Raw genomic sequence first — 24,315 nt, forward strand, 5'->3', positions numbered from 1 at the left:
TTACTGCATTTGCTCTTTGATAAGATCACCAATCGTTTTTGGTTGTGCTTCAGCAGCCTGTGGCGCACCGTTGCTCAATTCTTTGATTGCTTGACGCTCTTCAGCTTCGTCTTTTGCTTTGATAGACAAGCTTAGGTTGCGTGATTTGCGATCAACACTGATAATTTTCGCTTCAACGTCATCACCTACTGATAGATGCTTGGTAGCATCTTCAACGCGGTCACGTTGGATTTCAGAAGCGCGTAGGTAGCCTTCTACGTCGTCAGCAAGCTCGATAACAGCGCCTTTAGCATCTACTTCTTTCACTTTACCAGTCACTACCGCACCGCGGTCGTTGCTGACTAGGTATTCGTTGAAAGGATCAGAGCTTAGTTGCTTGATGCCTAGGCTGATGCGGTTGGCTTCTGCGTCTACAGACAATACCATAGCTTCTACGGTGTCACCTTTGTTGTAGTTGCGAATAGCATCTTCACCAGACTCATTCCAAGAGATGTCTGACAGATGCACTAGGCCGTCAATGCCGCCGTCTAGACCGATAAAGATACCAAAGTCAGTGATTGACTTGATAGTACCAGTGATCTTGTCGCCACGCTCATGCTTCTTGTCAAACTCATCCCATGGGTTTGCTAGGGTTTGTTTGATACCTAGGCTGATACGACGACGCTCTTCGTCGATATCAAGAATCATCACGTCAACATCATCGCCCACTTGTACCACTTTTGATGGGTGGATGTTTTTGTTGGTGTGATCCATCTCTGATACGTGTACTAGACCTTCGATACCTTCAGAGATTTCTGCAAAGCAGCCGTAATCGGTTAGGTTGGTTACGCGTGCTTTAACGATGCTGCCAACTGGGTAAGTTGCGCCAACATTGTCCCAAGGATCAGTACCCAGTTGTTTTAGACCTAGGCTTACGCGATTGCGCTCACGGTCAAACTTAAGTACTTTAACTTTAAGGTCTTGACCCACTTCAACAACTTCTGATGGGTGCTTGATGCGGCGCCATGCCATATCAGTGATATGTAGCAAGCCGTCAATGCCACCTAGGTCAACGAATGCGCCGTAATCGGTCAGGTTCTTAACGATACCTTCGATCTCGATGCCTTCTTCAAGCTTGTTCAATAGCTCTTCACGCTCAGCTGAGTTTTCAGCTTCCATAACGGCGCGGCGGCTAACCACAACGTTGTTGCGTTTTTGGTCAAGCTTGATAACTTTGAATTCTAGCTCTTTGCCTTCAAGGTGCGTAGTGTCGCGGATAGGACGAACATCAACCAATGAACCTGGTAGGAACGCGCGTACTGAACCCACGTCTACGGTGAAGCCGCCTTTAACTTTGCTTGAGATAACACCTTTAACGATTTCGTCGTTTTCGTAGATGTTTTCAAGAACATTCCACGTCTCAACGCGCTTGGCTTTTTCGCGTGACAGTAGGGTCTGACCCATACCGTTATCAACCGCTTCAACCACAACGTCAACACTATCGCCAACTGCTACTTCAAGCTCACCTTCGTCGCTTAAAAACTCTTCACGAGCGACGATGCCTTCAGATTTTAGACCAGTGTCTACTGTAATCCAATCGCTATCGATGGCTACAACAGCACCTGTGATTACCGAGCCACGCTCGATATCCAAACCCTGTTCTTCAATGCTCGCTTCAAATAGTTCAGCAAATGATTCCATTATGTCTACCTTTGTATAGCCGTAGCCTGTCCAGCACAGTACGGATCAGATTCATGGTGATGACAGATGTAATACTGGTTTTGTATCTGTCAGCCCATTTAAAAAAACGTTTGCTATCAATCAGCGCACTTGCATGCTCATTCATAGCAGGCGTCTTGCCTTACTTATTCCTATTTTTAACGCTTAAAAACAAATGCCTTTGTCTTGGCAGTAGCGCTTAATCTCAGTATAGACCGCCTCTGCTGATAGCGCCGAGCTGTCAATCATTAGGGCATCATTTGCGGCCTTTGACGGTGCAGTACTGCGCTTCTCATCGCGCACATCACGCGCTTGAATATTGGCCAAAATCTCTGCTTTATCCGCGTGCTGTCCTGAATTTTGTAACTGCAATACACGGCGATCAGCGCGCGCCTCGGCGCTGGCGGTTAAAAATACTTTAACATTGGCATTAGGAAACACAACCGTTCCCATATCACGACCATCAGCCACTAAACCTGAGCGCAGTGCCATATCTTGTTGCAAGGCTAACAACGCTTGGCGTACTTTTGGAAATACAGCAACTTGTGACGCATAACCACCGACCGTCTCATTGCGCACTTCATTGCCAATCAGCTCATCGTTGACAATAATATCAACGCGGCCCAAAGATTCACTTGGCGAAAAGTGAATATCTAAACTTTTCGTCAACGCTTCTAACGCATCTTCATCAAGATTGTCTGACTGTTCAAGCAACCCTAGTTGATGTGCCTTTAAGCCAACAATACGATAAAGCGCCCCTGAATCTAACAACTGATAACCCAAATCCTGTGCCAATCGCCACGCTACAGTGCCTTTACCTGCACCACTCGGCCCATCAATACAAATCACGGGGTAAGTCGCAGTATTTGGCAGCATAGAATCAGATGCGGACACAATATATCCTATTATTATCAATCATTTATAAGCACTTATCAACATACGTACTATTATAAATATGTATACGCAGCCAAATAGGGCGATATTATAGCAAATGAATGCCTCGTTCACCAGTTTTGTGCAGACTATTTTTATTTACTGTATCGCTACTTTTAGCTATTAGATTTTTGGCTAAGCATTTATGTTTGGACAAGCGCACTGACTGTTATTAACTGTCTTATGTTTTTTATTTGCTTGACGGCGCGCTCTAAAAAAGGATTGTAATAGCGTGGCACTTTTGGTCTGATACAGACCGCTTTGTACAGCAATACGGTGATTATAAAACGACTGCTGTGCAAGATTCATTTGACTGCCAAGCATGCCCGCACGTGGCTCATACGTGGCAAACACCACACGTCCGACACGCGCATGAATCAGCGCGCCCATACACATGGTGCATGGCTCTAAGGTCACATATAGCGTGGTATTCGGCGGCATACGATAGTTGTTTAAATACTGACAGGCTTGGCGCAGCGCGACAATTTCAGCGTGTGCGGTAGCATCAGACAGACTAATTGGCGCATTGAATCCTTGCCCAATCACTGCGCCATCATGCACCAATACTGCGCCCACAGGCACTTCGCCAGCTGCAGCTCCTTCACTTGCCAGCTGTAATGCTTGCTGCATCCAGCAGGCATCTATTAGTGACCAAAACTGCAATGCTGCCCAGTCAATATCATTCAAAGGGTACGGCGGATATAAAGAAGAACATATCATCACCAGCAATCACACCAACTGCCAGTCAATCGGTGCTTTACCATGTTGCTGCAAATAATCATTGGCCTTGGAAAAGGGCTTTGTGCCAAAAAAGCCACCGCGATTGGCAGCAAGTGGTGACGGGTGTACCGCCGTTAAAATCAAATGCTTGTCTGTATCGATATACTTGCCTTTTTTCTGTGCTTTACTGCCCCATAGAATAAACACAGTATGCTCGGTTTGCTCATTGACCACATCAATAACCGCATCGGTAAAAACTTCCCAGCCTTTGTTCTGATGACTGTTGGGCATGCCTTCTTGCACAGTCAATGAGCTGTTTAATAACAACACGCCCTGCTCTGCCCAATGCGTTAAGTCGCCGTGTTTGGGGTATTGTGTGCCTATATCGTCTGCCATTTCTTTTAGAATATTGTTTAAAGAAGGCGGCTTTGGAATGGCTTTGGGTACAGAAAACGATAAGCCCATTGCCTGTCCTGCACCGTGGTACGGGTCTTGACCTAAAATCACAACTTTAACTTTAGATAATGGCGTCAAATTAAACGCATTAAACATCAGATTGGCTGGCGGAAATACAGGGGCGTCTGCTTTGTAGGCTTGTTTTAAGAAATCGCGCAAATTGTCCATATTTTCTGAGGTCAGCTCATCGGAAAGCGCTTGTTTCCAGTCTTCTGGCAGACGCACATTGTCCAAAATCGCTTGTTTTTCCGCATCAGTCTTTTGCGGGCTATCATCGGTATCAAATAGGTTCATATTCTTACCTTATTATTCATTGTTATAAATTTGCTGTAGCGACAGGGCTGCTTATCGATAAACAAAACGACTGTCATACTAAAGGAGAAATCATACCAAATAAACGTGGATAAAGGCGCGCCATTCTAAAAATTCCTACACCGCGCCATTATTTCACTAAGATACAAACATAAAAAAACGACCACCGTAGTGATCGTTTTTTTGTTACGGCTATAAAGACAGCATTTAGCTTGCTAATGACTCTGAGTCAGAACGTGGCTCGTGCATTTCCACCACAGTTAAGATGATTTTGCTTGGTGCATCTTCTCTCATATTTGTGGTCTCTTCAGTATCGGCATCTTCTGCTAAGGCCACGTGTACCACACCACCATTAACCAGCTCGCCGAACAAAATCATGTTTGCAAGTGGCTTTTTGATTTCGTTTTGGATCAGACGCTGCATTGGACGTGCGCCCATCAAGCGATCATAGCCTTTGTCTGCTAAGTAATCACGCACCGCATCGTCAATCTCAAGGGTGACTTGTTTGTCATCAAGCTGTGCTTGTAACTCAACGAGGAACTTATCAACCACAGAAACCACCACTTTAGTATCGAGCGGATTAAAGTGAATGGTCGCATCCAAACGGTTACGGAACTCTGGTGTAAATACGCGCTTGAGTGCGTCCGTATTGTCACGACTGTGGTCTTGCTGCGTAAAGCCCATCGACGAGCGGCTGATGTTCTCTGCACCCACATTGGTAGTCATGATTAAAATGACCTGCTTAAAGTTGGCAACGCGTCCATTGTTATCCGTCAACGTACCGTGATCCATAACCTGTAATAACAAGTTAAAGACATCAGGATGCGCTTTTTCAATCTCGTCAAGCAGCAACACGCAGTGCGGATGCTGATTGATTTTTTCGGTTAACAGACCGCCTTGATCAAAACCAACATAACCTGGAGGCGCACCAATCAAACGTGATGCGGTATGCGCTTCCATATACTCAGACATATCGAAACGAATCAGCTCAACGCCCAAGAGCTTTGCTAGCTGACGCGATACCTCGGTCTTACCTACCCCTGTTGGCCCTGCAAACATGAATGAGCCAATCGGTTTATCAGGCGCTTTTAACCCTGCACGTGACAGTTTAATAGCATCAGCCAATGTGTCAATAGCTTCATCTTGACCAAAGACCAAACGTTTTAAGTCGCGGTCTAGATACTCAAGAATACTCTTATCATCCGTCGATACTGATTTGGGCGGAATACGAGCAAGCTTCGCGACAATGGCTTCGATATCATCCACATCAATTTTCACAGGCTTAGCATCGCCTTTTGATTTTTCACCTTTTTCAAGCATAGGGGGTTGATGAATAGCGTTGTCCTCGAAAGCATCTGCATCATCGCCGATGTCATTAAGACTGTCTTCTAGCTCTTCTATAAACTGCGTTTCAGCTTCAATATCATCCGCATCAGGAATAACGCCCAAACGCTTATAAGCACCTGCTTCATCAATCACATCGATGGCTTTATCAGGTAAAAAGCGCTCGTGTACATATTTCACTGACAACTCAACTGCACTCACTAATGCTTCATCGGTGTATTCCACATTATGGAATGACTCATAACGTGATTTTAAACCACGCAAAATATCAATGCTGTCTTCGACACTCGGTTCTTTGATGTCAATTTTTTGGAACCGACGCGACAATGCATGGTCTTTTTCAAACACTTGACGGTACTCAGTAAAAGTCGTTGAGCCCACACAGCGCAGCTCACCATTTGCAAGGGCGGGCTTGATTAAGTTAGACACATCCATGCTACTGCTCATTGATGATCCAGCACCAATAATCATGTGAATTTCATCAATAAACAAAATAGCATTGGGTTTGTCTTTTAGCGCATCAAGAAGTGACTTCATACGTTTTTCAAAGTCACCACGGTATTTTGTGCCTGCGATTAGTGCGCCGATATCTAAACTATAGATAACGCAGCCGCTTAGTGGTTTTGGCGCTTTATTGTTAATGATGAGCCATGCCAAACCTTCAGCAATAGACGTTTTACCAACGCCCGGTTCACCGACCAATAGCGGATTATTTTTGCGGCGACGGCAGAGTACTTGTGCAGTACGCTCAATCTCAGGCGCACGGCCAATCAACGGATCGGTTTTACCTTCTGCGGCGCGCTGATTTAGATTGGTGGCATATTCGACCAGTGGGTCTTTACCTGTCTTTTCTGAGCCAGCCGCACGGCGCTCGCCTGTACCCGCCGCACGCGGCTCAACAGACTCGGCTTTGTCTTGACCATGCGATAAGTACTGGGTCAGCTCAAGACGGCTAATACCTTGTTTTTTAAGCAAATACACCGCATAGGTATCGTGTTCTGAAAACATGGACACTAGAATGTCTGAGCCTTCAACCAAACGGCCACCACCAATAGACTGTACGTGAAAAATGGCACGTTGCAAAATTCGATCAAAGCTCTGAGTCGGCTGTGGCGACTGCTCCATCTCTTCATCGACAGTTGGGGTATGCTTGGTAATATAATCCTCAAGCTCAGTACGCAAGCTTGAAATATTGGCATTGCAAGCCGTCAAAGTATTTGCGGCATGCGTGTTTTCAAGCAGCGCTAAAAGCAGGTGCTCGACAGTCAAATACTCGTGTGACTTTTGGCGCGCAAGTGTCATTGCCAAACGCAAGGAGACTTCAAGATGACGACTTAACATAACAAATTCCTACGGTTAGACCTGTTTTGTATTCTGATAATTTTTAAATCATTATTCACTAAATCAGGGCAATCCATGCATTGTTCAAGAGCAAAACATACTTTATCACATCACCCAACAACATAAATAAATTGCTCATACCTTCATATCAACACGAACGTTAAAGATAGTCAATCTATCAACACGTACCAAAATGTATCTAAGGGCAGTGAACTGCAAGGAAATTATAGTAGAGAGCTAAGAAAGCATAAAATCTGTAGCAACGAGATGCCCTTTTGCAGGGCACCCTTGATGGAACTTTAGAATAGAATATAAGAACTGGGGCGGACAACCGACTTTGGAATGTGGATGCTAAAATTGCAGCGTCATACATGACAATAAAGCAAAGCGCTTCGCCTATTCGCCTTGATGTGGCTCAATTTGGGTCAATAGTGGATAGCCTTCACGGTGTGCTAGGCTATTTACCTTCTTGGCTTTAGTTTCGGCGATATCTTTAGGATAGATGCCCGCGATGCCTTTGCCAGAATTATGGATGTTAAGCATGATTTTAACTGCTGTGTCCATGTCATGGCGAAATTCAGACTGCAGCACATACACCACAAATTCCATGGGCGTATAATTATCATTATACATAACCACAGCATACATCGGCGGCTTGGCAAGCTCAGGCTCAGCTACCATAACATCGGTATGTGGCGTGCTTTGTGTATCATGGTCATCTTCTTGCGCTCGATGCGCAGGGAGATGGGGAATATGCCAGTCACAGGTGATCGGCACTACGGCGGTCGGTATCGGCTGTGTCATAACAAAATATCAATCACTATTAATTATAAGAAAGTATATAGACATGAAAGGCGCGATAAGTGCGCCCCTGTATTTCAAAGTTTAAATAAGCAGCATAACTGCACACTAAGGATTGGCTGATTTTTCTGAAGCTGACTGGTTTGGTATGTCACTGACTGGGTCATCACTGACTTCAGGTAAGTCAATCAGGGACAACGGCATGTCGTCGACCATCGCACCCAATCGCCAATCATACAGTTGAGTAATCGTCTCATCCCCTGATTTAAGTACCAGCTTAACTTGTAATGGCTTAAAGCCCTTAGGCATCATAAAACGTCCACGGATACGCTCAATACCTTCAATGGTAAAGCGTGACCTCTCAAGCGGCACCTCAATAAAATCATCGCGATTTTGCAAGCTTAGGCTCACAGATAACGGCTTGGTTTGCCCATCTTCGCTCAGCATTGCCACATCAAAGCCATATTCAAATGCATTTTCAGGCAATGGGGTAATTTTTGCACCAACAATACGCAGCGGCATACCGCCTTCTTCAGTAATAAATGCTTGATAGACCGCGTTTGTCTGCGCCACTTTGCGCGCCTCGACTTCTACTTCTTGCTGATTTTTCTGTAATGATTTGATGCTATCTAAACTGATTTCAAGCTCTTGTTTTGCCGCCTCAGTCTGTGCTGTCATGGCCTTGTTGTCGCTACGCAGTTTTTCTAATTCACTACTGGCCGCCTGACTGCTTTGCAAAGCTTTATTGGCCTCAGACTGCAGTACATAGTAGCCACGCTGATAGCCAATCTTGTGTCCAATAAATGCAGCAACGACGGCACTCACCAAAATAGCCGTAATAAACAGCAACAAGAGCGCCGTACTGGCACCGCGCTGATTGGTATTGGGAACATCGATAGCGCGCGCAGACTGATCAGCCGAGCGTGACAATCGTGCTGGCCGCAAAAGCAAACTGGAGGCAGTCTTAACACGCATGAAGGCAGTATCTCATAACAAAAAAGGCGAGGCATTATAACGGAAATTAGGGACAATACATAGCGGCGCGCTGTAAGCAAAACCAAGATATGGTAACACTTATGTAATAGGCATACCGCTTGTATTGAATTGACAATGTTCTAGTTGAAATTAGGGAACGATAGGCGCAAAGTTCAGACCCAAGGTCTCATCAAAGCCCAGCATGACATTCATATTCTGCACCGCTTGACCCGCCGCCCCTTTGACCAAATTGTCTTGAACCACCAATACTGTCAGCTCTGCACGGTCGTTGTTCTGATAGACCGCAATACGCAAACGGTTGCTGGCACGCACACTACGCGTATCAGGATAAATGCCTGTCGGCAGTACATCAACGAACACTTCATCAGCATAGCTGCCTTCAAAGACTTGTTGCCAATCAATCTCTTTGCCCGCCGCTGTCAACTCTAAATGAATCGAGCTGTACATACCACGAATCATCGGTACAAGATGCGGCAGAAAGCGTACGCGCTGGGTGAATTGACTGGCCAAAAGTACATTAATGCCCTGCTCGATCTCAGGTAGGTGTCGGTGTCCTGTCACGCCATAAGCTTCAAAATTGTCTGACGTTTCAGCATAATTCAGTGCCAATTTTGCCTGACGACCCGCACCTGAAACCCCTGATTTGGCATCAATAATAATACGCTCGTCAATCAGACGTGCATCTTTCTCATTTTGTGTGTCAATAATTGGCTTTAAGCCCAAAATGGCGGTGGTAGGATAGCAGCCAGGGTTACCCACTAAGTTGGCCTGACGCAGCTTGTCACGGCTAACCTCTGGAATGCCATAAACCGCAGATTTTAGTAGCTCAGGGCAAGCATGCTGCTGCTGATACCATGCCTCGAAATCTTCTAGCGATTGCAAGCGAAAGTCTGCCGCCAAGTCAATGACCTTGACGCCCGCTTGAGTGAGCGCTTCGGCCTGCTGCATCGCAACACCATGCGGCGTGGCAAAAAAGACCACGTCACACTTTTGTAGCGCGCTTTGGGTATCATCACCAAGGTCACTAAAGACGATGTCAGATATGCCGCGCAAGCTTGGGAAAATCTGATCTGCTCGCGTACCTGCATGACTGCGTGAGGTCAGTAAATCAACAGATACCTTAGGATGTGACGATAATAGGCGAATAAGCTCAACACCGGTGTAACCCGTTCCGCCAACAATAGCAACTGAAATCATAAGGTATCCTTTATAAAAATTATCGTGATATAAAACGTATATATGCGCTGATATTACAGCGCGTAGTCGTGTACCGCATCAATAAAGACTTTGGCGTGTTCAGGATTTACCCACTGCGTGATGCCATGCCCGAGGTTGGCCACATAGCCTGTCTTATCTCCTGACGCATAAGCGCTGTCCAGCATTGCTTTTACTTCGGCGCGGATGGTTTCAGGAGCGCCATATAGCGTGGCTGGGTCAAGATTGCCCTGAATGGCTTTACTGCGTTGAATTTTTTTGTGCTGCTTGGTCAACTGGCGTTGACGTTCAGTCAAGATATTGCGCGCACGATCAAGCGGCATGGTCCAATCGAGACCTAGCGCATCCGCCTCGCTCTCTGCTTGTACATCGAGCCACAAGCCGCCACCTTTGGTAAATAATACCACAGGTACTTGAGGATGACGCTGCTTTAGCTCGCTTACGATACGTTTGTTGTAGGCGTGAGAAAATTCGATGAACTGACGATGACCAAGCGCCCCGCCCCAACTGTCAAAAATCTGCACCACTTGTGCACCTGCGACAATTTGCGCATCTAAGTAGTCTGTTACAGCAATGGTCAGTTTTTCTAATAATTGATGCAAAAATTCAGGCTTGGTATATAGCATTTCTTTGGTATAACGATAATCTTTTGAGCTGCCACCTTCGACCATGTAGGTCGCCAGCGTCCAAGGACTGCCTGAAAAGCCAAAAAGCGGTACTTGTCCGTTCAACTCTTTACGGATGCTGGTTACAGCACGCATAACATAATCTAAAGAATCATTCACATCGAGCGTTGGTAGTTGCTCAAGGTCGGACTGACGGCGTACGGTGTATTTAAACTTTGGACCTTCGCCCGTCTCAAAGTACAAGCCCAGCCCCATTGCATCAGGAATGGTCAAGATATCGCTAAATAAAATTGCCGCGTCCAAATCATAACGACGCAGTGGCTGTAGCGTCACTTCAGTAGCGCGCGCTGTGTCTTTGCACAAGCTCATAAAGTCGCCTGCTTCGGCACGCGTTGCTTTGTATTCAGGTAAATAACGTCCCGCTTGACGCATCATCCATACAGGCGTGGTATCTACGGGTTCAAAGCGTAGCGCACGTAAGAGCCGATCGTTTTTTAGAGGGGCAAACTTATGTTGCGGGGCCTGAGTGGTACTTGAGACGCTCATGCTCAAATCTCCAAATAAAATAAAAATAAAGGTGGCGCACTATTTTAATCATTATCAACGCATGCACTACGCCACCAGAAAAAACCAAACTATACAGATACAGCCAGATTATCACGGTGTACCATGACAACGCGCTCTTCGTTGCTGCCTAGGATACGGTCAAACTGTTCGGTACGTTCGCGTGCCACACGGCGAGCTTCGCTTGATGAAAAGTTAACTTGACCCACGGCCAGACGCTCACCTGTGTCTTGATGGACGATTTCGACCACGTCCCCTTCATCAAAGTCACCACGTACCTCGGCTACCCCAACAGGCAACAAACTCTTATTGTGATCAATCAGTGCGCGCGCTGCCCCTGCATCAACGATCAATGTACCTGCCATGCGTAAATGAGCCGCCAGCCATTGCTTACGTGCGATGATTTTGTCTTCATCATTGGTCGTTAATAATGTGCCAACGGCCTCACCTGCTACAACGCGGGTAATAACATTATCGATCGCGCCACTTACGATTACTGTTGGACAACCACCCATAGCCGCGAGTCGACCAGCGCGTATTTTTGTTAACATACCGCCACGGCCTAATTTACCGCCATCGCCAGCGATATCGAACAGATAGTCTGCCATCGCACGCTCTTGACGGATCATTTTGGCATCAGGATTGTCACGTGGGTTGTCGGTAAACACCCCTTCTTGGTCGGTCAAAATAATGTACAAATCTGCATGAACCATGGCTGCTGCCATCGCCCCTAACGTATCATTATCACCAAACTTAATTTCATCAATAGTAATAGTGTCATTTTCGTTAATGACAGGTAACACACGCCAGTCCAATAATTGCGTCAAGGCGCCTGTGGTATTTAAATAACGGCGGCGATTGGCCAAATCGTCATGAGTAAGCAGTAACTGTGCGCTGTGTACGCCATGCTGAATCAAAGCTGACCACCATGTCTCAATCAGACCCATCTGTCCGATAGAAGCACAGGCTTGTAGTGCTTGTAATTTTTTTGGTCTCTCTTCAAGATTCATACGTACAACGCCTTCAGCGACAGCACCCGATGACACCAAAAGAACTTCCATACCTTGATTGTGCAGCTTAGCAATTTGCTTTGCCCACTCATAAATGGCGGTACGGTCAAGACCACGACCGTTATTGGTTAATAAAGACGAGCCAATCTTAACGATGACGCGCTTAATATTAAAGTTACGCTTTTTTTCAATAAAACGATCATCACTCGCCGCATCATTGAGATTTTGTTCTTGATTGTTTGTCATAAAAACTCCTGTATATTATGTCGCATCCCATTAAAAAACAAAACAAATATCAATCAATATAACGCATCGACAATAGCCCTTGATCTGTAGGCAATCTGTGCTATCAATATTGCTCACACTATAACAGGCATTGCTTACAGACCATGATGACTGTTGTATGGCTTGCGTTACTGTATCAGTAGACAATGTCTGACATTTTATTCCCTCATGTCAGACACATTCTATTCTAATAAGGGGCATAGACCACTTCGACATCGTTGTCGTCATCGTCATCAAAATCGTCCCCTTGGCTACCTTCACGCTGTGCGCGACGAGCAGCGCGATAGGCTTCTTTTTGGGCTTCTGTGTTGTGACGCACTTCGGCTTCTAAACGTTCAAAGCGCGCTTTTTGAGCGGCCGCAAAATCAGGATCCTCTTCTTCACGCTCGCGCTCAAGCTCAATCTCGTTCATGAGATAATATTTAACCGCGTCAATGCCGTCCCCTGTCAAGGTTGACGTGCGGAATACTTCGCCTGTCCATCCAAGCTCGGCGATGATACGCTCGCACACGTCATCAACTTCTTCATCAAGCAACTGGTCAATTTTGTTCAAGACCAAAATTTGTGGCAGGTTAGCAAGTTCAGGTGAAAAGCGTGATAGCTCGTTTAAAATGACGCGGCCATTGGCAACGGGGTCACTGCCATCAACAGGCTGGACATCAATCACATGCAGCAAACGACGGGTACGTGCCACATGCTTTAAGAAACGAATACCAAGACCTGCGCCTTCTGATGCGCCTTCAATCAAGCCTGGAATATCTGCCATCACAAATGAGCGGTGACGACCGATATCGACCACACCAAGATTAGGTACAATGGTGGTAAAGGGATAATCAGCGACCTTTGGCTTGGCGGCAGAGACCTGACGAATAAAGGTCGATTTGCCTGCATTTGGTAAACCAATCAAGCCCACATCCGCCACGACTTTTAGTTCAAGCTTTAGTACTTTTAGCTCACCTTCAAAGCCTGATGTTGCCTTTCTTGGTGCTTGGTTGGTTGAGCTTTTAAAATGAGTATTGCCCAAACCACCATCACCACCTTTGGCAACCAGCAGCTTTTGACCAATCTCTGTCATGTCACCGATAACTTCATCGGTCTCCGTGTCAATAATGGTTGTACCGATGGGTACAGGCAAAAAGATGTCGGCAGCGCCTTTACCTGAACAGTTTTTACTTTGTCCATTCTCACCACGTTTGGCATCATAGCGGCGGGTATAGCGGTAATCGACTAGGGTGTTGGTGTTATCATCAGCGATGACATACACATCGCCACCACTGCCGCCATCGCCACCATCAGGCCCGCCACGTGGGACGTATTTTTCTCGGCGAAAACTGACGATACCATTACCCCCGTCACCTGCCTTTACCGTTACGACGGCTTCATCAATAAATCGCATACTACGTTCCTCGGGTTACTCTTTAAATTACGAATCCTATCACGACAACAGCACCCGATAACCACTCGGACTATCGGGTGCTGTATGCCATATTCATGCTATTGCTAGCATCTTACGATATATGGTTGCGGCTAGCGCATTATACCAGCTTAGGCAGGTACGTGCGCATGACGAATACCCGCCATTTGTGTCACAACGCGCAATACCTGTGTGCTGTAGCCAACTTCGTTATCATACCAGATGTAGACGGTGGCATGGTTATCAGTCACGATGGTTGCTTGGGCGTCAACGATGCCCACGTGCTTGGTGCCCACAAAATCAGTTGATACCGCTTCAGTTGAGTCTGTATAGGCGATTTGTGATTGCCATGCGCTGCTATTTGCCATCTCACGCAAGAACGCGTTTAGTGCGTCTGCGCTCTCTGGTGCGGTGTTTAGATTTAGGTTCAAAATCGCAAGGCTAACGTTTGGCGTTGGTACGCGAATCGCGTTACCTGTCAATTTGCCGCCAAGTTCAGGCAATGCTTTACCTACGGCTTTAGCCGCACCTGTGCTGGTGATAACCATGTTCAATACCGCACTACGACCACGGCGATCAGCCTTGTGATAGTTATCAATCAGGTTTTGGTCATTGGTAAATGAGTGAATGGTCTCAACGTGACCACTTTCAATACCGAACTTGTCATTCAATACTTTTAGCGTTGGCGTAATGGCGTTGGTCGTACAGCTTGCAGCACTAACGATAGTGTCATCGCCGATGGTGTCATTGTTCACGCCGTACACAACGTTTTTAATCTCGCCGCCAGCTGGCGCGGTTAGCAATACTTTTTGTACGCCTTTTGATTGTAAGTGCTTGCCCAGACCTGCTTCGTCTTTCCACTTGCCAGTGTTGTCAATCACAACAGCATTATCGATGCCATAAGCGGTGTAATCTACTTCGCTTGGGTCATTGGCGTAAATCACTTGGACAAAACGACCATTGATAATGATGCCATTGTTTTCTTCATCAACGCGAATACCGCCGCTAAAGCTGCCATGGATCGAGTCACGCTCAAGTAATGATGCACGCTTAGCAAGATCGCCTGCTGCTGCTGGACGCACGACGATGGCCTTTAGCTGTAAACCTTTGCTGCTCGAAGCTTCTGACAAGAGCAGACGCGTCAAGATACGACCGATACGACCAAAGCCATATAGCACAACATCCGTCGCTTCATTTTGAGCAGTATTGCTGTCTACGCCTTGTAATTCAGTATTGATGTCTTTGTCATTGACTGTCAACTGACCTGCATCTACACGCAAAGTAGATACATCGGCGTCAGCCAATACTTGAGCAATCGCCAAAGTGTCTGCGATGCTGACTGCTTTTGCATCCGCTGCGCGCTCTGCTGATTTTTGATGCAGTGCCAATACGCTGTCTACTGACGTGGTGTCGAGAGTTTCGCCAAACAAAGTTACTTGTACATCTTTTTCATTATATAGTGTATTCAATAGCGCGATAAGCTCGATTGCTTGTTGCTGTTGACGGTTATAATCAGTGAGGTGATCTTGATGTAGTTTGCGTAAGGTATCAGCTTGGCTCACGAGAAACGTCCTTATGGTCAATAAAATGAGGGTCGATAACGCAATTAAAGCAAGTACGCGCTTAATAGCGTGATGCGCCTACCGAATTAGAGATTACTTACGGTAATGCGCGGCAAAATCGTGTTAGATTCTAGCTTAAAACAGAGTATTTTGCCAGTCATAACGCAATTTGTACGGTAATATCCATATGATAATGCGTAGCTTTTAAAGCTGTGGAAATAACAAAGCAAAGCTTCCTAAAAGCAACTTTGCTATCAGCTTAGAACTTGTATCTGATTTAAACGTTTGCCAAAAAATGCTCTAAAAATAAAGCGGCCTTCACATCAGCCGCCTGTCTTTTATTTATTCAAATCCACGGTTTGCCCGCTTTGCTTTGTTAATGTAAATTCGCTTAAATCATAACCTTGGTTTGTGGCAATTTGGCGGTATTTAGCGTAAGTATCCGCACTAATATCAGGCGTACGAGCGAGTAACCACAAATATTTACTATCAGGCGTGCCTACCAAAGCTGTATTGTAATCAGCATCGCGTGCCAATACCCAATAATCTGCGCGACCAACAGGCAACCAGCGCAGCCATGAAGGTAAGAAGGTTACTTTTAATTTGCTGCCTGAATCATCAGCTACTCGTGCGATACCATCGGCACTGATTAATTCACCATCATCGCCTTTACACTTATTGAGTACGCCAACATTATTATCAGCACTGTTTAAAGTATAGGTTGCAGTCACGTCCCCTGCGCATTTGCGCTGAAAATACATGGGCAAGCGAGCGATTTCGTACCATGTCCCTGCATATTTTTCTAAATCAACACTGTCTACGGCTGTTGGCGTAGTGCTTTGATTATACATAATGTCATTAGGACGAACGGCTTGCGTGGCCTCACTACTATACTGACTTGCAGGGGCAAATCCCGCCTGCATATTTGGATAAGCTTCTGGTGTCGCTGCATAGGCAGAAAATGCCGCTAAAGGAATAATAATCGCTAGAGCAATGACGGTATGCTTGATTAAACCATTCATAAACGTACGCTCTGGGATGTCAATATTTACAGGCTGCTTATGAGCAGCTGATTGCGTGGTACGTGCCAATTGTGGCTGCATACGTGTGTCGTTTTTTAGTGTATGTGCGGTGGCTTTAGGACGTATGGTAGAGGTGTTTAACTCTGATTTTTGTTCGGCACGCGCATTAGGATTATGCGCTGCTTGATGGGCACGCTTAGGCTTTTTGTACCCTTGATACTCGGAGAATTCTGACGAGCTACATGTTGCCAGCTCATCTGTATATCTGCGCATATAGTAGGCACGGTCGTTACTGGCAGCTGCGTGGCTTGTAGTGACAAGGCTATCGGAAAAGCTGTGCTGTAAATCAGCCTCATCTTGCTGGGAGAGTGTCGTATTTTTCATAGTCATACCATTTCTTGATTATGTTGTGTCTTAATAATCAACAAAGTAACGTCACCAATGACTGTTGCTTTTCTCGCTTTTTTATTAGCAAAAATTAGACCTCTTGCAAAAGTACCGTTTTATTGACCTTCGTTAACGGAATATCAATGGCTAGCAATGACTTATGCAAGAGATCTATTAAATCTGAAAAGATGCTATATCGTTATCATTAATAAATATATAAGCTATAAAAAATCTTATTTACGTGGCACGCTATCATCTGAATTTAGAAAATATTTAATATTAATAAGTTTAACTTAATCTATAAGTCTTTGTGAACATTTGGTGATTGTAGATAGGCGAGCAATTATCTAATGACAGTTATGATTACGGTGAAGCAGTTACCTTGTTTAATTAAGCCCATCATACGGTGGCTGGTGAGCCTCGAACAGTGTATCAATGTATGAAAAAGCAACGCTTTGTAAATAAACACGCTGCCCTTTAAAACATCTTACCTATTATGAATACTGTGTAATTTTTTCTAAAAATAAACTTACTAAATTTACTTTAAAAAACAAACATATAGACAACTGTACCTAAAGGCTTCCACGTTAGTCTATAAAAAATATGTCTGTACAAAAATGGCACAATAGGATGCATAGAACGCTTGCTTTCGTTACTTATACAAAACGTATGGGTATATTAGGGCGTGTCCCTAGTTCTATGAAAAATTGCTCAAGTCGTCATACTGGGCATAAATGCCCGAATGCCTGCTACTGCATACGCGCCGTACTGTGCTGCCACTTGCGCCATATCAGGACGTATACCGCCAAGCGCAACAACAGGGACATCCGCTATGTCGGCAAGTTCTGAAAATGCCTCCCAGCCAAGGGGAGCTGCGTCAGGATGCGTGGCCGTCGCGTGCACAGGAGATAAGAATATACCGACCACAGGCGATAAATCTGCTGCTAACCGCTGCTGTGCTAAGCAGTTTGCAGCCTCAATACTTGCCCTATCATGGCAACTGATAAATAACGGCAACGGCGTGGCAAATGAGAATGAGTCGGGGGCATCGTACCACGACAACAATGTGCGCTGGTTAATATGGTGTACTTGTCCCAAGTGGGCAGATGCCGTATAGGGCGCCATCACGTACAGGTCAGGGCGCTGCGTGAGTAATGAGTCAATAATCGCATGCTCGGTCAGTGCATTCGCTTTGGGACGGGTATAGAGCGCTGAATACTGAGGCAGTTGAAGATGATATTCAAGCCAAGCCTGATTTGGACGGTCAGCTTCATTAAAAGCACTGAGAGGATAACTGATACCCACGACTCTCGGCAGACGTAACCATGCCAAAATAGTAGCGTTTGCGGCGGGTAATGGATAGTGACCTGCCAGTAGCGCTTCTTTACCCACCCACGTTAACGTTTGACCTTCTAATCCTTGGTCTTGGTACTGATGCTTGGCGTATTGTGCTGAACTCAAACACACTTCATAGACGTGCAAACAAACACACTTATCCCCGTAATCATGGTGCAGTCGTCCGAGCTTAAGCTTGTGGCAGGTATGAATACAGATGCCTGTTTCTTCTTCTACTTCACGACACAACGCCGCTACCGCCCGCTCATCAGCTTCTATTTTGCCGCCAACAAACTCATAGCGCCCGCCTTGGTGTTGATGCTGATGGCGATAACCCAGCAAATAGTGATCTTGATAACGAATCACTGCTACAGCAACATGAACGGCAAGTGGCTGAGCAACAGAAGATGTAAACATAAAACAACCCATCAAAGCAATAAAAACAATCGAAGATATTAGGGCGTGTCATCAATCAGCCCATTTAAAGAATTTAGCGGTCTTAAACTGGCTAAGCAGCTTCAAACAGTATGAACCGCGAAAGCAGCATACAGCTCGTTCAATATAAAATCGATACAACAAGATTAAAGCGTATTTTTCTTAGCCTCTGGAAATGAAGGTAAAGCAAGGGTGCAGCAAGCAAGAAATATCCTTTAATCGCACAGATTTATTATGGTGTACCTTTTTATTTAGACTTAACAATATAAGAGAACCTAAACCAAGCTGTTACAGGATCAAAGACAAACTCGATTGAGTCCTGTTTTTGAATCAATTTGATCGTAGTTACACAAAGTTACAGAACAAATGGCGATTTATTAAAATTAGTTGTTGCAAAAATCAGTATTTTAAATGATAATCATTATCGTTAACAACAACAGCAATAGTCAGCTTGGCGCTGTCGCACCCAGCCATTTAACAAAAGGATTCTTATTATGAGCATGGTTATCTCTCGTCACTTAAACTTCCGTGAAAACCGTTTACCGACCCTACAATCACAACACTTATTTGCATTAACTAAAGAAGTGCGTATTGAACACGAAGGTGAAGAATATCGCTTACGTCTCACGCGCAACAACCGTTTGATTTTGACCAAATAGCTATCGCTTGATAGAGTCTGTTTTATTTCTACTGATAAAAAACGCCTTGTTGTGACAAGGCGTTTTTGTTTTTGGCATTTTATTTTTTACCGTGAATCATAAATATAGCAGTGTGGTTTGTCTTAAAATTGCCAGCTATATACCACATCCACAGTATTCTCGGCTGCTGATGCGGCTTCGACATAGATACGGCGAGTTAGTTGATAACGTACAGATAGGCTGTTTTGAGCATTAAATACCCCTACCCCATAACGAATATAGAGATCAGGAGTGACATAGCCTGTAACATTGACATTGGTGTCTTCGCTCGTACCTGAAGCATCCACCGTTAGGCTTTGTAAACCAAAAGCTTGACCAATCTGGTTGGTTAAACTGCGGGTACCACTTAGGCCAAAACTTAAACCTGCCGCTGCCAAGTTATTCGTCACTTCTGATTTAAAACCTTGCTCACTAATTTGGGTGGCACTGGCATTGTTAATGCGTCCTGTGACCAAGGCATTCATCGCCTGCTGCTGAGTCAGCCCTGCATCGTTGAAGACCACAATATTTGGATTCTCAGTATCGCCTTTAACGCGCACACCTACCGTACGCCCATCAATATTTTTGATGGCTTCAATGCTCAAATCAGGCTTCATCACATCACCATTAAAGCGTACTTGACCGTAGTTCAGCTCAAGACTTTGACCAAAGGCATTGATATTGGTACGACGAGAGACCTGAACCACACCACGCGCCCGCATAATGCCTTGACCCTGCTGGGTGATATTCAGTGCACCCGCCAGCGGAATAACAGCACCAAAACCACGAAAATTAATATCATCACCCAAGTCAACGCCAATATCAGCATTGATAGACCACGGTTTTGAGACAGCCAAGACTTCGTCAATGTTGCCCACTAAACGGCGATCAATAACGACCGCATCTTCGGTCTGAGTAATAATGTCTTCACTGGCTTCAGGGGGACGAATGGTCGCACGCGGCACACTGACGGCCCCTTCGATATTGATGTAGCGATCCGTCGGACGAATGATAATATCCACGTCAGGAGTAACCTCAGCAATGAGTAGTGGTGGCTGAGTCACGACCAGACGTTCACCATCAATACTGAGCTTGGCTTGCAGTTTTTGCTGCCAGTTGATATTGCCGCTGATACGTCCAGTACCAGGTCCGCTATTAAACTGCCCGTCAATGATGGCCTCTGTTCCTCGTATCTTGGCAGTAGCGTTGACTTTACTTAGGTTAATCGGTAAGTCAAGCATAGCGATGCGCCCATCTGTGAGCTTGGCATCACCATAGAACTGCGGCTGCATTAATGTGCCGCCCAAGCCACCCGCCAAGGTCACATCGCCTTCAAGCACGCGCATACCTGGGAAGAACGGTTTGAATACTGCAAGATTAAGCTCATTGAGCACCAATGCACCTGAAATGGGTTTGTTTTCGGTATAAGGGTCAACAATGACCTCGGCATAACCGCGTGCCCCTGTGCCTGTATTGATGTCTGTACGTAGTTTTAGTCCGTTTTCTACAGACAGTGCTATGAGTGAAACACGCTGGTACGGCAGACTGACAGGCGCACTGTCGCCATCTTGCATGAGGCCAATTTTACCATTGTCAGAATACAAGGTCGCATTGATATTGGGCTTTTGACCGCGTTGCCAATCGACAATGGCGCGGCCATTAATGGTGCCCTGCCAATCAATATCGCTGGGCAGCACAATAGCAAATAAAGAGGTATCGAGGTTTTGTACCGCCACATTGACCTGTCCGCCATTATCCGAGGCAATAAGGTCTTCACGTAGGCACAGTTTGCCGCTTTGATCTGCCGCTGCCCAGCAATGCGCGGCGAGCTGTACTTGATAGCCGCTATTGGCCGCATTTTGCTGCGGTAATTTAACATTGAGCTGAGCAGGCTGCATTTGGTTTAAAGTGGCATATCTTGATTTTAGCTGACCTTGCCCAAGCGTGCCTGACCATGTCATCGCGGTATTATCAAAGCTGCCGTTTAATTGCGCACGCGCTTCAATTTGATCATTGGCGGCCTCTACGCTAAGGCTGTGCTCGCGCTGCGTACCCATAAAGTCAGCGTGAATATTTTTAAACTCATAACCTGCCGCGCTCAAGCCTTTAGCATCAATCAGCAGTTGACTGTCACTTTGCGCAAGATTGACAAGCTTGCCTGTGATGTGTCCTTCACGCAGTATTAACCCTGGTACGGCGATACGCTCACCGATAAGGTCGATATATAAGGTGGGTAGAGGCTGATTGGCGGGCTGTACCAAGGTTGCTCCGCCGACCACACGACCAGCGAGCTTGTCTGATAGCTGGTCAAGGCTGGTAATGCTGATTTCGGTCTCGAGCTGCTGGGAATTACCATTGGCGCGAATAAAGTTCTCACCCCAGCTGACAGTTAGATTATTGGCATTTAAGCGTTCGATGAGGCTGCTGGCTTGTTCGTATTGGCTTGCCGCGTCTTTGGCTTTTAAAGTATTCAAATAGCCAGCCAAGTCTTTGGGTAAATGTAAGGTGCTCTCAAGGCTGCCTGCCGCACTGATGGGCTTACCTTTTAAGGTACCTTGCAAGTCGATTTGCTCAAGGTTAATCACCTGCTCGCCATCTGTCCAGCGACCATTACTTTGCACGCTACCTGTAATATTACTTGGTAGGTCTTTGACAAAATAGCCAAGATTAAAGCGCTGCATCTGCGCGCTGATATCCCACGTCACGCCTTGTTGGATGCTGACCGAGCCACTGGCATCAATATTGCCTGCCGCACCTGTATGCTGCAAACGCTCAATCTCTATTTGCTTATCATTACCACTGGCGTTGATGCGCAGATTACCTGCTGGTAGCGCTTCGGTATCGAGCACACCATCAAAATCAACCGCGAACTTTTTGAGTACGCCACGACTGGCAGGCGCGCCTTTTGGTGCCAGTTGCCATGCACCACTGGTCTTGAGCGCACCACTGATAATGGCAGGGGTGCTTGGTAAAAAATAGCCCAAGTTAAATTCGTTGAACTGCCCCTCGACATTCCAGTCAATGTCGTTACGCAAATCAAGCGCACCTTTGACATCGAGCGCCCCTGCCTCACCTGCATAGGCAAGTTTGCGGAAACTGATGACCTGTGGCGTACCAGCCGCGTCAACCGTAAAGCGGCCTTTGGGCACATCCTGGGTGTCAATATCACCATCAAAGCGCACATCAAAGACCGACAGCTCACCACCAACAATATCGACTGAACCATCACCGCGACCCAACACAGCAATCTGGCGACTGTCTTGGCTATCGTCCAAGTTAGCTTTTAGATTGGCACTATTAATTACAAAATTATGGCGCTGACCTTTGATGCCACTTTTTTGAATATCGAGCATCGTGCCTGACGCCTGTACAGTACCAACGAGCTGTTCAACAGGCAAGTCGCTACGATACTGCTTGGGTCTCAAACCTGTGGTTTGTGCGTTAATTTGCCATGTCAATGGGCGACGATTGGTGGCGAGGACAATCTGACCTTTGCCTGTCAAATCACCCAACCCACCGTTATAACGCAAACGGTTGATGTCGATGCGATCACCTACCTTTTGAATACGCACGTCGTAGTCGCCTTGTGGCGCAGCATTCAGCTCATTCACAGTAGCATTGACATCGGCAGACAGGCGCGAGCCTTGCAGCGTGACTTTGGCGCTACCCGCAGGGCTATTGATATTGCCAATAGTAGGCACATCACGGCGGATATAATTGCGCCATGTGGCATCGATATATAAGGGTGCGCTTTGGTTAGACTTAACGGGCGTACTGCCACGAATGATTTTAGCATTAATACGCTCGCCATCGCGCTGATCGAGGTCAGCGTTAATTTGCATTTTGCCTGTCGCGTTTTTGCCTTGATAGTGCACGCCCAACGTACCATTTAAGGTCTGGGGCACGTAGGCTTGATAGTCGCGGTATTCTGCTGGCACGACAGTGCGCAAATCAAAATTACGGCTACTGGCCGAGACATTGACATCAACGTCGTTTTTCCAGTCTACCGCGCCTGTGAGCAGCAAATCACCTTCTGGTGTGTCGGCTTCTAGGCGCTCAATATTTAGGCGACTGTCAGCGATGAGCGCGCGCCCTTTATAACGCCCTGACGGAATGTCTTTAGCAGACAGATCAGCATTGATACGCAAGCGAATGTCTGACAGTACGCCTGATGCCGTTGCCACACCATCTGTTAATTCAATGTTTTGGTCTTCTAAATAAGGTAAGCGTACTTTGTCCCATGCCAGCTTGGCATCGAAGGGTGCGTTTTCATCCAGCCCTTGAATGACAAAATTCCCTGACACATCGCTATCATTATAACGGCTCTCAACCGTGCCAACAGTACGCTTTAGGCTACCTGTAGCGCGGATATTGAGTGGGTCAATATAAGCTTTTTCGAGCGCGCCGACCTCAGCAATAGCACTTGCGTCTAGTGGATAATCGCCTTGGAAATCAATATTGCCTTGTAAGCTACGGATTTTGACAATATCGCCATATTCTAGGCGACCTGCGCCTACTGTGACTTTTGTGCCAACCCACGTTAAATCACGACCGTCAATATCTTTTAGTACAAGTGGCTCTTTGGTCGCTTGTTTATAAACAATGGTCTTAACACTAGCATCATCAAAACGCAGGTTAACAGGCAGCTTTAATGTTTTGTAGTCAAACGGCTCGCCTGTTGGGGGCTTTGTGTTAATAATATCAATGCGCCCAATATCCGCCTCGCGTAAATGGACTTCTTTAGCAAACACCGCGCGCCAACCAATTTTGACATAGGCTTTGTCAATAATGACTTCGATGTCTTTGGTCGCGTCGATGTCAATATCGGTCAGCATCACGCCGTCGCGCAGATTGCCCTCACCGTACTTAAACTGTGCGCCTGTCTGTATCGCCACTTTATTTAAAATAAATGCCGTACCCGATTTTGTGCCTGCCATATAAAAGAAAATGGCAAACATCAGCGCCAGTACTACAATCATCAAGATGAGCAGCTTGACCACAAACGATAAAGGATACCAACGGCGCATTACCTTGGCATCACTTTGGGCAGGGTCTTCTTGTACGGGCTCTGGTGGGGGATTCTGACTCGACATGACGCTCAACTACGATAGTAAAATTTTGTGCTTATGCACACGCGGGCAATATACCTTATCTGTACAAGAAAACACTATAAATGCTTTGT

16 protein-coding genes are annotated in these 24,315 nt (G+C 46.0%); 1 reads left to right on the plus strand and 15 read right to left on the minus strand.

The annotated features are described in order from the left end of the window. The 14 genes from rpsA to JIE71_RS02315 form a co-directional block, all read right to left on the minus strand. A complete protein-coding gene (rpsA, locus tag JIE71_RS02250; protein WP_199507204.1) occupies window positions 1–1,683 on the minus strand; it encodes a 30S ribosomal protein S1 in 1,683 nt (560 codons plus the stop codon). A gap of 180 nt (window positions 1,684–1,863) precedes the next feature. Then, entirely contained in the window at window positions 1,864–2,574 is a 711-nt protein-coding gene (gene cmk, locus JIE71_RS02255) for a (d)CMP kinase (RefSeq protein WP_199507205.1), read from the minus strand. A 192-nt stretch (window positions 2,575–2,766) separates the two neighbouring features. Further along, a complete protein-coding gene (gene tadA, locus JIE71_RS02260) occupies window positions 2,767–3,351 on the minus strand; it encodes a tRNA adenosine(34) deaminase TadA (protein ID WP_416231999.1) in 585 nt (194 codons plus the stop codon). A gap of 9 nt (window positions 3,352–3,360) precedes the next feature. Further along, on the minus strand, window positions 3,361–4,101 hold the full coding sequence (gene ung / locus JIE71_RS02265; RefSeq protein ID WP_199507103.1) for a uracil-DNA glycosylase: 741 nt from the start codon (window positions 4,099–4,101) through the stop codon (window positions 3,361–3,363). Between the two features lie 225 nt (window positions 4,102–4,326). After that, window positions 4,327–6,804: an ATP-dependent Clp protease ATP-binding subunit ClpA gene (clpA, locus tag JIE71_RS02270; protein WP_199507104.1), complete on the minus strand. Its 2,478-nt coding sequence runs from the start codon at window positions 6,802–6,804 to the stop codon at window positions 4,327–4,329. 396 nt (window positions 6,805–7,200) lie between these two features. Continuing rightward, window positions 7,201–7,608, minus strand: a complete 408-nt coding sequence (locus tag JIE71_RS02275) for an ATP-dependent Clp protease adaptor ClpS (RefSeq protein ID WP_199507105.1) — start codon at window positions 7,606–7,608, stop codon at window positions 7,201–7,203. A gap of 105 nt (window positions 7,609–7,713) precedes the next feature. Next, window positions 7,714–8,580: a hypothetical protein gene (locus JIE71_RS02280; protein WP_199507106.1), complete on the minus strand. Its 867-nt coding sequence runs from the start codon at window positions 8,578–8,580 to the stop codon at window positions 7,714–7,716. Between the two features lie 150 nt (window positions 8,581–8,730). Continuing rightward, window positions 8,731–9,798, minus strand: a complete 1,068-nt coding sequence (argC, locus tag JIE71_RS02285) for an N-acetyl-gamma-glutamyl-phosphate reductase (RefSeq protein WP_199507107.1) — start codon at window positions 9,796–9,798, stop codon at window positions 8,731–8,733. 53 nt (window positions 9,799–9,851) lie between these two features. After that, on the minus strand, window positions 9,852–10,988 hold the full coding sequence (hemE, locus tag JIE71_RS02290) for a uroporphyrinogen decarboxylase (RefSeq protein ID WP_199507108.1): 1,137 nt from the start codon (window positions 10,986–10,988) through the stop codon (window positions 9,852–9,854). An 89-nt stretch (window positions 10,989–11,077) separates the two neighbouring features. Next, window positions 11,078–12,262: a glutamate 5-kinase gene (proB, locus tag JIE71_RS02295; RefSeq protein WP_199507109.1), complete on the minus strand. Its 1,185-nt coding sequence runs from the start codon at window positions 12,260–12,262 to the stop codon at window positions 11,078–11,080. A gap of 226 nt (window positions 12,263–12,488) precedes the next feature. After that, window positions 12,489–13,697 carry an Obg family GTPase CgtA gene (cgtA, locus tag JIE71_RS02300; RefSeq protein ID WP_199507110.1) on the minus strand — a complete coding sequence of 403 codons (1,209 nt, stop codon included), beginning with the start codon at window positions 13,695–13,697 and terminating at the stop codon, window positions 12,489–12,491. 149 nt (window positions 13,698–13,846) lie between these two features. Further along, window positions 13,847–15,277 (minus strand): glyceraldehyde-3-phosphate dehydrogenase, encoded by a 1,431-nt coding sequence (locus JIE71_RS02305; protein ID WP_199507111.1) that lies wholly within the window; start codon window positions 15,275–15,277, stop codon window positions 13,847–13,849. Window positions 15,278–15,615: 338 nt separating this feature from the next. Then, window positions 15,616–16,683: a lipocalin family protein gene (locus JIE71_RS02310; protein ID WP_228284498.1), complete on the minus strand. Its 1,068-nt coding sequence runs from the start codon at window positions 16,681–16,683 to the stop codon at window positions 15,616–15,618. A 714-nt stretch (window positions 16,684–17,397) separates the two neighbouring features. Beyond that, window positions 17,398–18,438, minus strand: coding sequence for an NUDIX domain-containing protein (locus JIE71_RS02315; protein ID WP_228284499.1), 1,041 nt, complete (start codon window positions 18,436–18,438; stop codon window positions 17,398–17,400). Window positions 18,439–18,956: 518 nt separating this feature from the next. Here JIE71_RS02315 and hemP point away from each other — a divergent pair. After that, a complete protein-coding gene (gene hemP / locus JIE71_RS02320; protein WP_228284504.1) occupies window positions 18,957–19,115 on the plus strand; it encodes a hemin uptake protein HemP in 159 nt (52 codons plus the stop codon). Window positions 19,116–19,237: 122 nt separating this feature from the next. Here hemP and JIE71_RS02325 read toward each other — a convergent pair whose 3' ends face one another. Further along, window positions 19,238–24,226 (minus strand): translocation/assembly module TamB domain-containing protein, encoded by a 4,989-nt coding sequence (locus JIE71_RS02325; RefSeq protein ID WP_199507115.1) that lies wholly within the window; start codon window positions 24,224–24,226, stop codon window positions 19,238–19,240. Window positions 24,227–24,315: the final 89 nt, after the last annotated feature.

This window comes from Psychrobacter sp. bablab_jr014 (assembly GCF_016464015.1).
GTDB lineage: Bacteria > Pseudomonadota > Gammaproteobacteria > Pseudomonadales > Moraxellaceae > Psychrobacter.

Coding starts and splice junctions, on each gene's coding strand:
- tadA (WP_416231999.1), bottom strand. CDS start 3,351: ATGATATGTTCTTCTTTATATCCGCCGTACCCTTTGAATGATATTGAC.
- hemP (WP_228284504.1), top strand. CDS start 18,957: ATGGTTATCTCTCGTCACTTAAACTTCCGTGAAAACCGTTTACCGACC.
- JIE71_RS02280 (WP_199507106.1), bottom strand. CDS start 8,580: ATGCGTGTTAAGACTGCCTCCAGTTTGCTTTTGCGGCCAGCACGATTG.
- JIE71_RS02275 (WP_199507105.1), bottom strand. CDS start 7,608: ATGACACAGCCGATACCGACCGCCGTAGTGCCGATCACCTGTGACTGG.
- hemE (WP_199507108.1), bottom strand. CDS start 10,988: ATGAGCGTCTCAAGTACCACTCAGGCCCCGCAACATAAGTTTGCCCCT.
- JIE71_RS02310 (WP_228284498.1), bottom strand. CDS start 16,683: ATGAAAAATACGACACTCTCCCAGCAAGATGAGGCTGATTTACAGCAC.
- cgtA (WP_199507110.1), bottom strand. CDS start 13,697: ATGCGATTTATTGATGAAGCCGTCGTAACGGTAAAGGCAGGTGACGGG.
- JIE71_RS02325 (WP_199507115.1), bottom strand. CDS start 24,226: ATGTCGAGTCAGAATCCCCCACCAGAGCCCGTACAAGAAGACCCTGCC.
- cmk (WP_199507205.1), bottom strand. CDS start 2,574: ATGCTGCCAAATACTGCGACTTACCCCGTGATTTGTATTGATGGGCCG.
- clpA (WP_199507104.1), bottom strand. CDS start 6,804: ATGTTAAGTCGTCATCTTGAAGTCTCCTTGCGTTTGGCAATGACACTT.
- ung (WP_199507103.1), bottom strand. CDS start 4,101: ATGAACCTATTTGATACCGATGATAGCCCGCAAAAGACTGATGCGGAA.
- argC (WP_199507107.1), bottom strand. CDS start 9,798: ATGATTTCAGTTGCTATTGTTGGCGGAACGGGTTACACCGGTGTTGAG.
- proB (WP_199507109.1), bottom strand. CDS start 12,262: ATGACAAACAATCAAGAACAAAATCTCAATGATGCGGCGAGTGATGAT.
- JIE71_RS02315 (WP_228284499.1), bottom strand. CDS start 18,438: ATGTTTACATCTTCTGTTGCTCAGCCACTTGCCGTTCATGTTGCTGTA.